At 62.8% G+C, this 12,168-nt stretch carries 12 protein-coding genes and 2 pseudogenes; 6 read left to right on the plus strand and 8 right to left on the minus strand.

What is annotated here, in order from left to right:
- Window positions 1-72 precede the first annotated feature (72 nt).
- Window positions 73-805: pseudogene (locus ACN0S5_RS11565) on the plus strand (transposase); the annotation flags it as partial.
- A 262-nt stretch (window positions 806-1,067) separates the two neighbouring features.
- On the opposite strand, the gene ACN0S5_RS11570 reads toward ACN0S5_RS11565, so the two are convergent.
- Genes ACN0S5_RS11570 through ACN0S5_RS11585 form a run of 4 tightly spaced genes read right to left on the minus strand, consistent with a single transcriptional unit; the run spans window position 1,068 to window position 5,538 of the window.
- A complete protein-coding gene (locus ACN0S5_RS11570; protein ID WP_417208422.1) occupies window positions 1,068-1,955 on the minus strand; it encodes a hypothetical protein in 888 nt (295 codons plus the stop codon).
- A 3-nt stretch (window positions 1,956-1,958) separates the two neighbouring features.
- Window positions 1,959-3,563: an acyl-CoA synthetase gene (locus ACN0S5_RS11575; RefSeq protein ID WP_417208423.1), complete on the minus strand. Its 1,605-nt coding sequence runs from the start codon at window positions 3,561-3,563 to the stop codon at window positions 1,959-1,961.
- Window positions 3,560-4,738: an acetyl-CoA acetyltransferase gene (locus ACN0S5_RS11580; RefSeq protein ID WP_417208424.1), complete on the minus strand. Its 1,179-nt coding sequence runs from the start codon at window positions 4,736-4,738 to the stop codon at window positions 3,560-3,562. Before ACN0S5_RS11580 ends, ACN0S5_RS11575 begins: the two co-directional genes overlap by 4 nt.
- An 11-nt stretch (window positions 4,739-4,749) precedes the next feature.
- Window positions 4,750-5,538, minus strand: a complete 789-nt coding sequence (locus ACN0S5_RS11585) for an IclR family transcriptional regulator (RefSeq protein WP_417208425.1) — start codon at window positions 5,536-5,538, stop codon at window positions 4,750-4,752.
- 186 nt (window positions 5,539-5,724) lie between these two features.
- Between ACN0S5_RS11585 and ACN0S5_RS11590 the strand changes: the two genes are divergently transcribed.
- From ACN0S5_RS11590 to ACN0S5_RS11610, 5 genes are read left to right on the plus strand one after another with little or no spacing between them, the layout of a single operon-like run.
- Window positions 5,725-6,438: an SDR family NAD(P)-dependent oxidoreductase gene (locus tag ACN0S5_RS11590; protein WP_417208427.1), complete on the plus strand. Its 714-nt coding sequence runs from the start codon at window positions 5,725-5,727 to the stop codon at window positions 6,436-6,438.
- A gap of 52 nt (window positions 6,439-6,490) precedes the next feature.
- Window positions 6,491-7,516: a TRAP transporter substrate-binding protein gene (locus ACN0S5_RS11595; RefSeq protein ID WP_417208428.1), complete on the plus strand. Its 1,026-nt coding sequence runs from the start codon at window positions 6,491-6,493 to the stop codon at window positions 7,514-7,516.
- 47 nt (window positions 7,517-7,563) lie between these two features.
- The gene (locus ACN0S5_RS11600; protein ID WP_417208429.1) at window positions 7,564-8,100 is read left to right on the plus strand and encodes a TRAP transporter small permease subunit; all 537 of its coding nucleotides are present in this window, start codon (window positions 7,564-7,566) and stop codon (window positions 8,098-8,100) included.
- Window positions 8,100-9,464, plus strand: coding sequence for a TRAP transporter large permease (locus ACN0S5_RS11605; RefSeq protein ID WP_417208430.1), 1,365 nt, complete (start codon window positions 8,100-8,102; stop codon window positions 9,462-9,464). Before ACN0S5_RS11600 ends, ACN0S5_RS11605 begins: the two co-directional genes overlap by 1 nt.
- Complete coding sequence (locus ACN0S5_RS11610; protein ID WP_417208431.1) at window positions 9,454-10,272, plus strand: SDR family NAD(P)-dependent oxidoreductase; 819 nt, start codon at window positions 9,454-9,456, stop codon at window positions 10,270-10,272. The genes ACN0S5_RS11605 and ACN0S5_RS11610 overlap by 11 nt, the downstream gene beginning before the upstream one ends.
- 139 nt (window positions 10,273-10,411) lie before the next feature.
- Here ACN0S5_RS11610 and ACN0S5_RS11615 read toward each other — a convergent pair whose 3' ends face one another.
- The 4 genes and pseudogenes from ACN0S5_RS11615 to ACN0S5_RS11630 all read right to left on the minus strand — a co-directional run bounded on the left by ACN0S5_RS11615 (window position 10,412) and on the right by ACN0S5_RS11630 (window position 11,878).
- A complete protein-coding gene (locus ACN0S5_RS11615; protein ID WP_417208432.1) occupies window positions 10,412-10,795 on the minus strand; it encodes a hypothetical protein in 384 nt (127 codons plus the stop codon).
- Window positions 10,796-10,815: 20 nt separating this feature from the next.
- A pseudogene (locus tag ACN0S5_RS11620) lies at window positions 10,816-11,016 on the minus strand (IS21 family transposase); the annotation flags it as partial.
- Between the two features lie 81 nt (window positions 11,017-11,097).
- Complete coding sequence (locus ACN0S5_RS11625; RefSeq protein ID WP_417208433.1) at window positions 11,098-11,322, minus strand: hypothetical protein; 225 nt, start codon at window positions 11,320-11,322, stop codon at window positions 11,098-11,100.
- A gap of 265 nt (window positions 11,323-11,587) precedes the next feature.
- The gene (locus ACN0S5_RS11630; RefSeq protein ID WP_417208434.1) at window positions 11,588-11,878 is read right to left on the minus strand and encodes a hypothetical protein; all 291 of its coding nucleotides are present in this window, start codon (window positions 11,876-11,878) and stop codon (window positions 11,588-11,590) included.
- Window positions 11,879-12,168 lie beyond the last annotated feature (290 nt).

A 12,168-nucleotide genomic window follows, 5' to 3' on the forward strand; every position in this document is an offset into this window, starting at 1 on the left:
ACCAACCCGATCAGCAGGTGCAACGAGTAGCTTAAATTACGCCAGATCCTGTCCAGCAGATGGGGAGTAGCTCAGCCTGCTTTCTTCAGCTATTCCGACAATTACCTGATCGACACCGATCACGGAGTGATCGTCGACGTCCAAGCGATCCGATCAATCCGACAGGCAGAGGTTGGGTCGACCAAGATCATGCTGGATCGCGTGAAGGTCCGGTTCGATCTGCATCCCGAGCGGCTGATCGCCGACACCGCCTACGGCACAGGGCCGATGCTGGGCTGGCTGGTCGACCGCAAGATCGCCCCGCACATCCCGTCTTCGACAAGTCCGGACGCACCGACGGCACCTGGAGCCGGTCCGACTTCGAGTGGGACGCCGAAAACGATCAATACATCTGCCCTGAAGGCCAGGCACTGAGGCCGTTCCGCCGGAACTATTCCGACCCGAACAGAGGACCGACAGGAAAGGGCACGGCAAAGTACCGTGCCTTAAAGCCTGCCAGACCTGCCCCTCAAAGCCACGCTGCTGCCCCAACATGGACTTCCGGTCCATCACCCGCGAGGAACACGAAGATGCCCGCCAGGTTGCGCGCGACATCGCCGAAACCAAGCAATACGACATCTCGATGAAGCTCCGAAAGAAAGTCGAGATGCTCTTCGCGCACCTCAAACGCATCCTTGGCTTGGGGCGGCTCCGATTGCGAGGTCCATGCGGCGCAAATGACGAATTCCTCCTCACCGCAACCGCCCAAAACCTTCGGAAACTGGCGAAGATCTTTCCTGCGCCGCAGCAAACGCGCAAAGTCTGATCGGAAAGGCGCGCGCGCCGGATTTGGAACAGCTATTTCTGCGCTCGCAAACGTTAGTTTTTCCACGGAATCGGCGGACTCCGGACTTTCGCTGCATGGGTTGCGAAGGGTAGTAGTGCGGAAAAAACGGGGGCCCGCCCCCCCCACTCGCCTTGGCTGGACCGCTTTTTCTAAAGCCGGTGCCGCGTCCGGTCAACGAGGAGTGAGGCTAGGGTTCGGGCATCGAAGCGATAAGCCGAGGCGGCCTGCGGGCCCAGCCTGCTCAGTCTGACACAAGCAGCATTTCGAACGTGACCAGAACCGGCCCCTTTTGTCGGACAAGATCACCCTCGTAGATAAGGCCGGTCGGATCGACGCAGACCAGCGGCAATTCAAGGCAACGGCCGTCGCGAACCCGGCAGCCCGCGAGCAGCAGCACTTCGGACAACGGCGACGACATGGGCGGCGAGCCTGCGAAGCCTGCACCGATCAGGCTGCCCAAGCCATGGACTTGCGCGTCGCGGATCCCTGCATCGGTGCAGGCGGATTCAAGCGCGGTGTGCAGGTCCTCATGCGGGCGGACCGTCAGCAGGGCAGCGTTCGGCTGCGCCTGCTCCGCACAAATGCGCGGTTGAAACAGCGGAAAGTTGGTTTCCGGGTCCTGTTCCACTTCCAGCCGGGCCCCGGTCAGCAGCCAGACATCGACAGTGCAATCCCGGGCGAGGACGCATCGATCATTCAAAAGGTGCCCCATCGCCGGGGTGTCGCCGCCCCAGATGGCGTGGGTGTGCAGGAACCAGGCCCCATCGCGCACCCCGACCGAGGCGGTCGCCCGATCCAGCGTGACGTCCTGCATGACGTGGGTTTCACTGTACCAAGCGGCGTGGGCGTCGTCGGCGGGACCATCGGGCATGACATAGTGCATGTCCGAGAAGGCCACTCCGTCGAGAATTGCGCAGGCGCCATCGGCACCTGCGGCGCCGACTTCGGTACCGATAGCACTAAGCAGGGTCATCCCGGCTTTCAGGTGCAGCGACGCACGGCGGGCGTGGCACGGGATCAGCGCATAGCGCTCGGGCTGTTCGGGGCCCGGATGGGTCACCCAATCGCGGCTGTCGCCGTCGGGCATCGGCGTGGCGTCGGGGGTGCGCGGGGCGGGAATGGGGCGCATGGTTCAGGCCCCCTCGGTGCTGGGCTGCGGGATCAGACCGCGCGCGGTCAGTTCTTCGCGCACCAGCTTCTTGGTGATCTTGCCATAGGCTGTCTTGGGCATCTCATCGAGGAAAACGTAGAAACGCGGCATCTTGTATTTCGCGACACGCCCGTCGAGCCACGTTCGCAGCGCGCCTTCCTCTACTTGCGCCCCGCTTTCCCGCACGCAGACGCATAGTCCGACTTCGCCCCAGCGGGGATCGGGTACGCCGAGGATCGCCACCTCGCTTACGCCGTCGATGGCCAAGAGGATTTCCTCGATCTCGCGCGGATAGACGTTGGACCCGCCCGAGATATACATGTCCGAGGACCGCCCGGTGATGAAAAGGTAGCCTTGTTCGTCCAGGTGGCCCAGATCGCCAGTGCGGAACCAGCCATTGCGGAAAGCCTTGGCATTCGCCCCCTCGTCGTCGAAGTAACCTGGGAAGACGGCGGGGCCGATGACGCAGATCTCGCCGGTCTCGCCGGGAAGGCACTGGGCGCCACTGTCATCCTGGATGGTGACCTGAAGCCCGGTGCGTTCAACGCCGCAGGTGCCGGGGCGCGCCTCAGGCGTGTCCTCGAGGTGGTGATCCTCGGGGCGCATGACCGTAATGGCACCGGTGACTTCGCCAAGGCCGTAATACTGAACCAGCACCGGGCCAAGCGCCTGAAGCGCGCGTTTTTGATCCGCGCGATACATCGGCGCACCGGCATAGATCACATGGCGCAGCGAAGAATGGTCGAACTGGTCTACAGAGGGGTCCTCGACCAGAATCTTCACGATGGTCGGCACGGTGAACATGTTGCTCACCTTCCACTCCTGCACCATCCGCCAAGCCTGTGCCGGGTCGAACCGCCCCTGCGGCAGGATCACGCTTTTGGCGCCGGCGGCGATCTGGACCATCGCATGCGCCGCCGCCCCGTGGCTCAGCGGCGCAACCACCAGCGACGCATCACGCGGGGACAGGCCCGGCATCAGATCGTTCATGTGGTTGAGGATGGTAAAGGTCATCTGGCCGTGGGTCAGCACCACCGCCTTGGGCCGCCCGGTCGACCCTGATGTGAAGAACAGCCAGCATGGATCGTCGCGGGTCACGTCCTCGTTGAGGAAATCTGTTCCAAGGTGGCGGCTCACCAGCGATTCGTAGCAGTGGGCGTCGGGCAGCTGGCCAAGGGCGATGACGTGATCGACCAGACCGGCGCAGGCATTGGCATGATCGGCAAAGGTCTCTTCGACGAAGATCGCCCGTGCGCGGGATTTCTGGCACTGGAAGGCGACCTCGTCGGTGCCTTGCCGGAAATTCGCGGGTGCCCAGATGAGCCCCGCCCGGAACACTGCCATCATGATTTCAAGCATCTGGTTGTTGTTGGCCGATTGCACCAGAACGGTGTCGCCCTTCGCCAACCCCAGATCGTGCCTCAAGGCATGGGCCAAGGCGCTGACACGGGCGTCGAACTGCCCCCAGGTCCACGTCTGGTCGTTGTAAACCGTCGCTACCGCGTCGGGCTGTCGCCTTGCCTGTTTCGTCAGGAAATACGCAATGTTCGGGACGCGGGTGCTGCTTGGCCAGATTGCACCGTTCATTTTACGCGCTCCAGGATCGAGGTGTAGTTGGCCACCGCCGCGCCGCCCATGTTGAAAACACCCGCCAAAGCCGCGCCGTCCTTTTGCATCTCGCCCGCCTCACCGGTCAGCTGCATCGCCGCCATGACGTGCATCGAAACGCCGGTCGCCCCCAAGGGGTGCCCGCGCGCCTTCAGCCCGCCGGACAGGTTGACGGGCAGCCTGCCATCGGCCTGCGTAACGCCCTCGCGGATGACGCGGTGACCCTGACCCGGCTCGGCCAGCCCCATCGCCTCGTATTCCAGCATCTCGGCGATGGTGAAACAGTCATGGGTTTCGACCAGATCCAGATCGTCGAGCGTGATCGACGCCTCGTCCAATGCGCCTTTCCAGGCGCGCGCCGCCCCGCCGAATGAATAGGGCGCAGGCCGGCGGGACAGTGCCATGAAGTCATTGGCGTGATGATGCGCGCGGAATTGCACGGCCTTCCCCATGCCTTCGGCGGTCTCGGCATCACAGATCACCATCACTGCCGCTCCGTCGGAAATCAGCGAACAGTCGGACCGGCGCAAAGGCCCGGCCACCACCGGGTTCTTGTCGCTGACAGTGTTGCAAAAGGCGTATCCGAGGTCCTTGTGCATATGGGCGACCGGATTCTTCATCGCGTTGTGATGGTTCTTGGCCGAGATCATCGCCAGAGCGTCAGATTGGTCGCCAAAAGCCTGGAAATAGCTCTGCGCGATATGGCCGAAGACCCCGGCAAATCCGGGGGTGAAATGCCCTTCTTCGGCGTAGTAACTGCCGCGCAGCATCAGGGCGGCGGCCTCGGCAGGCGGGATGGTCGTCATCTTCTCGACGCCGACGACCAGGGCGATCTTGCCGCGTCCGGACTGGACGAAATCAAGCGCCGAATACAGCGCCGCCGATCCGGTGGCACAGGCGTTTTCCAGCCGGGACGCCGGTACATGCGCCAGTTCGGGCACCGCCATGCCGACCAGCCCGGCCTCGAAGCTTTGGGTGACGAAGCCGCCGTTGAAGGTGCCAAGGAAGATGCCATCGACATCCGCCGCCGTGATCCCGGCATCGTCCAGCGCGGCAGGGACGGTGGCCTTGATCAGGCTTTCAGTATCGGGCGAGTCGGTGAGATTGCCGAACTTGGAATGCGCCCAGCCGATCACACAGGGTTGGTTGCTCATGGTCGTCTCCTTCAGGTGGGGCGATTGGGTCGCTGCCGCGCCTCTATGCGGGCGGCTTCGGATTTCAGCATCTCGGCCAGTTGCGGCTGGCGGTCCGGGGTCATGCGGCTGTCGATTGCGGCGATGGACAGCGCGCCAAGCGCTGTGCCAGACGGCCCGCGCACCGGTACGCCGATGGCCCAGGAATTGGCGACATACATGCCGGGGTTCAGGCTCCAGCCGCGGTCGCGGGCGATGGCCAGCTCGTTCAGCAAAAAGGCATCGTCAAATCCGGGGAATTGTGCGGCGCGTTCGTCGCGGGTGGCGTCGATCACGTCCTGCGCCTCCTCCTCTGACAGGGCGGACAGAATCGCCATCGCCCCCGCGCCAACCCCCAAGGGGTGGCGCGCGCCCGGTTGCAGGACATGGGTGCGGATCGGAAAGCCACCTTCTTCGCGGTGCAGGCAGACGGAATGCGCGCCCCGTCGGATCGAGACGAAACTGCTGTCGCCGCTGGCATCCGCCAGCCGCAACAGACTTTCCATCGAAACATCGAGCAGGGTGTGCCGCCGCGCTGCGCTGGTGCCCGCGATCAGGCATTCGGGACCCGGGTAATAGGCGCCCTCGGGGCTTTGCTCGACATAGCCGGACCGGATCAGCGCCAGCAGGATGCGGCGCACGGTGGGGCGGCTGAGGCCAGTTTCACGGGTCAGGACGGGCATCGGCACCTCTTTCCCGCCATGGGTCGAGATCAGTGACAGCAGCATCAATGCGCGGTCGATGCTTTGGCTTCCGGCGACTGATTTACCATTAGTATCCATATAGTGGACGACCTCCCGGACTCATTTATGCCAGCGAGAATGCCCGAACTCAAGAAAAAATGCTTATTTCGCTGTGGTAAAAATAGAGGGTTTACAGCTGGGTCTTTCGAAATCTATTCTGCCGTCGAACACCATGTCCACATTGTGGATAATAAATCGTCCACAAGCGGGGGAGGCTGTCTGGACATGACACATGGCACGGCCATTGTGACTGGCGGGTCGGGGATTTTGGGCTTGGCCATCGGGCGGGCGCTGCGGGCAGACGGCTGGCCGGTGCTGTTGGTCGACCTGTCCGAGGGTGTGACAAAGGCCGCCGCCGGCATTGGCGCACAAGGCGTGCAGGCCGACCTGACCGAGCCAGCCGCCCGCGCTGACCTGGTCGCCAAAGCGGGTTCCGTCGGCGCGCTGGTCAACTGTGCAGGGATCGGACGGGTCGTGCCTTTCTTCGACACGGACGAGGCGCTGTGGGATGCCATGCTGCATGTCAACCTGACCGTGCCGATGCGCCTGTCGCAGGCCGTCGCGCGCGTCATGGCCGACCAAAGTGGTGGTGTGATCGTCAACATCGCCTCGGTGTCGGGCCAGCAGGCCAGCCGTGGGCGCGTGGCCTATGGCACGTCCAAGGCCGGGCTGATCCATCTGACCAAACAAATGGCGGTCGAACTGGCAGAGCACGGCATCCGCTGCAATGCCGTCGCGCCGGGCCCGGTCGAAGGGCCGCTTGCCAAACATCACCCGCCGGAACAGCGTCAGCGTTATCTCGAAACGATCCCTCAAGCCCGCTATGCCGAGGCACCCGAGATCGCCGAGGCCGTGCGCTTTCTGGTGTCGGATGGCGCATCGAACATAACAGGCCATTGCCTGAACGTGGATGGAGGATGGCAGGTCGCGGGGGTCTGAACCCGTCTGCCGAAGAATTGCCGGACCCCCGGCGCACCGTGGAGGAGAAACCATGAAACGTACCCTGATGGCAGCCACCGCTGCCGCAACGCTCGCGCTGCCCGCTCTTGCGCGCGACATCGAGATGCAGTCGATCTATCCCGGCTCGCTGCCTCTGCTCGGCTCGTCCGGCGCGGAACTGGGCGGGCGCGTGTCCGCAATTACCGGGGGCGAGCTGAACTTCGTCTTCCGCAACCCCGGCGAAATCGTCGCGGGCAATGAAATCTGGGACGCCCTGTCCACCGGCGCCATCGAAGCGGCATGGTATAGCCCCGGTTTCGCCGAAGGCGTGGTGCCGTCAGCCTCGCTGTTCACGGCCTTTCCCTTTGGCCCGGACGTGCGCGAATACACCGCGTGGTGGTACAATGGCGGTGGCTACGAACTGTGGAACGAGATTTCCGCCCCCTACAACATCCATTCCGAACTGTGCTCGATCCTCGCCCCCGAGGCGTCCGGCTGGTTCAAGGAGCCGATCAACTCGCCCGAGGACCTGAAGGGCAAGAAGATGCGGATCTTCGGCCTCGGTGCCGCCGTAATGGAGAAGCTGGGCGTTGCCGCGCAATCCATGCCCCCGGCGGATACCATGAGCGCGCTGAACCTTGGCACGATCGATGCGGCGGAAATGTCGTTCCCGGCGATCGACTATGCGCTGGGCATGTATGAACATGCCAAGCACCTGTACTTCCCCGGCTGGCACCAGCAGACATCGCTGATCGTGTTCATGATGAACACCGACAGCTGGAACGCGCTGTCCGACCGTGACCGCGCCGCAATCAAGGAAGTCTGCGCCGCCAACGTCGCCCGCACCACCGCGCAGGGTGAGGCCATCGAACTGGAGCCGTTGGCCAAGATGCAGAATGACCATGGCGTGACCGTGCATCGCTGGTCGGACGAGATGCTGCAAACCTTCAGCGACACCTGGGATGAAGTTGTGGCGGAAAAGACCGCCGAGAACGCAGAGTTCAAGCGCGTCTGGGACCACATCCAGGCTTTCCGCACCGACTATGCCCAGTGGAAAGAGCTCGGCTACGTCGACTGACCTTACCCGCGCGGGCCACCGTGGCCCGCGCAAACCCGGAGGCCAAGATGCAAACCTGCCTGACCCTGTCCCGCTGGCTGGCGACGCCATGCCGGTGGTTTGCCGCCCTGTGCGGCGCGCTGCTGCTCATCCTCGCAGCGGTGATCCTGTATGACGTGATCGGTCGGCGCTTTTATGCGACGGGCTCGTTCAAACTCCAGGAACTGGAATGGCATCTGCATGGCGCGATTGCGGTGCTGGGCTTTGGCTATGCCTACCTGAAGGACGCGCATGTGCGCATCGACATCTTTGTGGACAAGATCGGCGAGCGCCGCCGTGTCTGGTGGGAGCTGGCCGCGATTGTCCTGTTTCTGCTGCCCTTCATGGCGCTGCTCTTGTGGTACGGTTATGACTTTGCAGCGCGATCGTTCCAGCGCGGAGAAACCTCCAACGGCGGCGTCGGCCTGTCACATCGCTGGATCATCAAGTCGACAATCCCGATGGCAGCCCTGCTGACAATCCTTGGCGGGATGTCGGTGGCCCTGCGCTGCATCGTGACTCTGGCGAGGCCCGACCTGCGCCCAACCCCGTTCGAGGCCGACTGATGGAAACCCTGATCGATTTCCTGCCGGGATTCATGTTCCTTGCGCTGATCCTCGGCCTGTTCTCCAGCCTGCCGGTAGGCATCATGCTGATGGGCGTGACGCTGATCTTCGGTGTGATAGCACTGAACGTAGGAGAGATGCGCGCCGCCCAGGTCACCCTTCTGCCCAACCGCATCTTTGGCGGGATCATCGAAAACCCGGTGCTGGTTGCGGCTCCCATGTTCGTCTTCATGGGGCTGGTGCTGGAGAAGACCCGCGTCGCCGACGATCTGCTGATTGCCCTGCAAAAGCTGCTGCGCGTGGTGCCGGGTGGGCTGGCGCTGGCCGTGACCTTGGTCGGCACCATCCTGGCAGCCGCGACGGGCATCATCGGCGCGTCGGTCGTGATGCTGACCGCGCTGGCGCTGCCGACGATGATCGCGCGGGGGTATTCACCCTCGCTGGCCGCCGGGACGATTGCCAGCGCCGGGACGTTGGGCATCCTGATCCCGCCTTCGGTCATGCTGGTCTTCATGGGGGACTTGCTGACGCTGAACCTGGCCAAGCTTTTTGTCGCCGCCCTGCTGCCTGGACTGGTGCTGGCTGGTCTGTACCTTGTCTACATCGTTGCGATCGCCGTGCTGCGCCCCGAACTGGCCCCCAAGGCCCCCCGTGACGGCACCGAGAAGTTCGACGGCTGGTCGGAAATGATCCTGTCGCTCGGCCTGCCCTTCCTGTTGATCGTCGCGGTGCTGGGATCCATCCTTGGCGGCATCGCCACGCCGACCGAGGCCTCGGGCGTCGGCGCCGTGGCGGCGCTGATCCTTGGCCTCGTGCGTGGGCGGTTGAACTGGACCGCGCTGTCCACCGCGCTGGACGGGTCCGTACGGACCATTTCCATGCTGTTCTTCATCTTCGTTGGCGCGACGGCGTTCAGCTATGTCTTCCGTCTGATCGGGGGCGAACATTTCATCGTCGAAACCGCACGCAGCCTGTCTTTCGGAGATTGGGGGCTGCTCTTCATGATGATGGTCATGATCTTCGTCATGGGGTTCTTCTTCGACTGGATCGAGATCACGCTGATCATGTTGCCGATCTTTGCGCCCATCGTCAAAACCATGCAATTCGGCGACCACGTCGCCGGGACAGACATGATCTATTGGTTCGCGATCCTCGTGGCGGTGAACCTGCAAACGTCCTTCCTGACGCCCCCGTTCGGTTTTGCGCTGTTCTATCTAAAGGGCGCGGGCGGCGCGCACGTGACCATGGCGCAGATATACCGCGGGATCATTCCGTTTGTGTTGGTGCAGCTGGGTGCGCTGATGCTGTTCATCTGGAAACCCGGGATCGTGACCTGGTTGCCAGGCGTCCTTCTTGGCAATTGAGGATACGATGATGTTCGACCTGACGGATCAAGTGGCTCTGGTCTTTGGCGCAGGGTCTTCCGGACCCGGTTGGGGCAACGGAAAGGCTGCGGCTGTGGCCTATGCCCGCGCCGGGGCCAAGGTGGCCTGTGTCGACTTGAACTCGACAGCCGCCGAGGAAACCGCCCATATCATTGAAAGCGAGGGCAGCCGGGCGATTGCCCTGCAAGGCAATGCTGCCATTGAGGAAGACGTCGCCCGAGTGGTGACCGAGACGCTGCAAGCGTTCGGAAAGATCGAGATCCTGCACAACAATATCGGCATTACACCTTTCGGCGGACCGGTCACTATGGACTTGGCGGACTGGGACCGCGCGATGGACGTCAACGTCAAAAGCGTCCTTCTGTCGACGCGCCATGTCCTGCCCCTCATGGAAGCGCACGGCTATGGCGTGGTGACGAACATCTCGTCCGTCGCGGGCATCCGCATCTCGGGCTACGACATGGCGGCCTATTCCACCAGCAAGGCAGCGGTAAACCAGCTGACCCGCGCCATCGCCCTGCAATACGCGCCCAAGGGCATCCGCGCGAACGCCATTCTACCGGGGCTGATCGACACGCCGCTGGTGCGCCATGCCGAAGGGTTCAAAGGCCACCACGGCGATGCCGACAAACAGATGGCCGAACGCGACGCGATGAGCCCCACCGGGAAGATGGGCGACGCCTGGGATGTGGCCCATGCGGCCGTCTTCCTGGCCTCGCGCGAAGCGAAATACATCAACGGGGTACTGCTACCCGTAGATGGCGGATTGTCCTGCCGCGCCCGCTAAGAACCGATCGGGTCGCGGAAAAGTACAGGCGTCGCGAGGCTATTTTGCCCCCGAACGGCCCTTCAGTATGGGAGAAATGGCTAAGAACGGACATTTGGTTAATGCGGCACGAAGGTCGGCTTAGGGCCGTGAACGTCGCTCAGCAGAATTGAGCACGCTGCTCCTGCCACACAAGGGGAAACGGCTCCAGCATCCGCGCCAGCGTCACCTTCGGCTCCTGCGTTCCTTCGAGGATCATTTCCACGATGTCCGGAGCGAGCAGGGTCAAGCGCAAAACCCGTGTCATGTAGGACGGCGCGATCCCCTCGCGCTCCGCCAGCTCGGCGATGGTCGTGAACTCGCCCGATTCCAGCATCCGGCTCCAGCGAAAGGCGCGTGCCAGCGCCTTGACCAACGTATTGTCCATATTGCTCTGGCTGGATGCTTCGTCCGGCAACTGCATCTCCTTACGCCCGCCGCGCTTCACGAGGCGGAACGGGATGTGCACTGTCACAGTCTCGGGGATCGGACCTCCGTGGGTCATGCTACGGCCCCGATTCCGCCGTTCAGCATCTCGCGTGCCAAACCGTTGATCTTCGGCAGCGGCTGGATCGTGCGCTCGTAGGTCAGTTCGGTCGCCCCGGACCGGATCACCTTGCGCACCGTGTTCCGCGAAACCCGTAGTTCGCGGCAGATCTGCTTGATCGACGCCTTGTCCTGAAAATACGCCCGTCGGATCTTCGCTATCGTCTCCACAACCAACATCCCACACTCTGCTCCCCGTTGACCTCGGGGGCATCATCCACATCAGTGTAAGGGGGGCATTTCTGGACGCCGATCACTCCGCTACGGGGTCAAAATTGCATGCCTGTTCCCATCATCGACGATCTTCTTCAGGGCGACGTGGCCAAAGCGCGCCGCCTCAACGGAATTGAAGCCGCCTTCGCGATGCAGGGTCTTGCCGTACCACCCGCCGGAAAATTCCCGAATGATGCGGGTGGTTTCCCGGCAAATTGGTCCAGTTGCTCTGGAACGCCTGTCTTGCAGCCACATCGTCAAAACGACGTCCATTGCCGATCTCAAGGTCAAGCGTGCGATCCAGCCAGTAAGACAAAGTCCCTGATGCCAGACAGCCGAAGAAGCTCCTCGTATATTCGGCGACGCTCTTGTTCCAGGACAGGGCGCGGGCGGCCGCCTGAACATCCTCGGGTGTCGCGGCGAACAGCCCCGGCAGAGCATCCCCAATGGCGGTGGTCAGCGTGGCCGAAAGGGCTCTTGAAGCAAGTTCGCCAAGATCGGTGTGGCCGCCCTTCGATGCCCTTACCTGATCCAGACGTCAACTGGCTGCCGTGACAATGTCGAGCAATTCGGGTTCGTGTGGGACCGCCATGTCCTGCGCTCGCAGGGCATCACCAAAATCCCGTGCCCGCGCGGCGGCCGGGATGGCCAGTAGCAGCCGAACAGCTTCGACAAACACCGGATCATTCGTTGCGCGGAGCAGATCCTTTTCTGCCGCCCGCGCGCTGGCTGCGAATATGACATGGCTCGCGGCAGGCCCTGCAAGCAGTTCAGCGACATCCTTCCAGTACCGCGTCCGAGGCAAAACGCCGAGCGTCGTGTGACCCATGTGCCCGCCGCCTCCCAAACCGTGGGAGTTCAGTCCACTCGACGAATGATCACCATGTCAAACAGTCCCGCCACAGGGCATCTGCGCCGCATCGCCGCCCGCGTTGCAACAGATGTTACAGAAGAAAACGTAGTGCTCCTCACGCGCGCGCGTGAGAGACTTAATGAATCCATGTGTAACATCTGTTGCATCTGTTGCATCCAAGGGGATCTGACAAACGGGGCCGGACCAAAATCACGTGCTGATTTCTGCCGTGGGTCACGGCCGCGAAGTCAAAGAGTGCCGCTCCC

Source organism: Antarctobacter sp. (assembly GCF_048262615.1).
Taxonomy (GTDB): Bacteria; Pseudomonadota; Alphaproteobacteria; order Rhodobacterales; family Rhodobacteraceae; genus Antarctobacter.

What these genes read in the sequence shown, in the direction of transcription:
- ACN0S5_RS11625 (WP_417208433.1), bottom strand. Translation starts at nt 11,322, where the DNA reads ATGGACGTCGTTTTGACGATGTGGCTGCAAGACAGGCGTTCCAGAGCA.
- ACN0S5_RS11580 (WP_417208424.1), bottom strand. Translation starts at nt 4,738, where the DNA reads ATGAGCAACCAACCCTGTGTGATCGGCTGGGCGCATTCCAAGTTCGGC.
- ACN0S5_RS11615 (WP_417208432.1), bottom strand. Translation starts at nt 10,795, where the DNA reads ATGACCCACGGAGGTCCGATCCCCGAGACTGTGACAGTGCACATCCCG.
- ACN0S5_RS11575 (WP_417208423.1), bottom strand. Translation starts at nt 3,563, where the DNA reads ATGAACGGTGCAATCTGGCCAAGCAGCACCCGCGTCCCGAACATTGCG.
- ACN0S5_RS11585 (WP_417208425.1), bottom strand. Translation starts at nt 5,538, where the DNA reads ATGGATACTAATGGTAAATCAGTCGCCGGAAGCCAAAGCATCGACCGC.
- ACN0S5_RS11605 (WP_417208430.1), top strand. Translation starts at nt 8,100, where the DNA reads ATGGAAACCCTGATCGATTTCCTGCCGGGATTCATGTTCCTTGCGCTG.
- ACN0S5_RS11630 (WP_417208434.1), bottom strand. Translation starts at nt 11,878, where the DNA reads ATGGGTCACACGACGCTCGGCGTTTTGCCTCGGACGCGGTACTGGAAG.
- ACN0S5_RS11600 (WP_417208429.1), top strand. Translation starts at nt 7,564, where the DNA reads ATGCAAACCTGCCTGACCCTGTCCCGCTGGCTGGCGACGCCATGCCGG.
- ACN0S5_RS11570 (WP_417208422.1), bottom strand. Translation starts at nt 1,955, where the DNA reads ATGCGCCCCATTCCCGCCCCGCGCACCCCCGACGCCACGCCGATGCCC.
- ACN0S5_RS11590 (WP_417208427.1), top strand. Translation starts at nt 5,725, where the DNA reads ATGACACATGGCACGGCCATTGTGACTGGCGGGTCGGGGATTTTGGGC.
- ACN0S5_RS11595 (WP_417208428.1), top strand. Translation starts at nt 6,491, where the DNA reads ATGAAACGTACCCTGATGGCAGCCACCGCTGCCGCAACGCTCGCGCTG.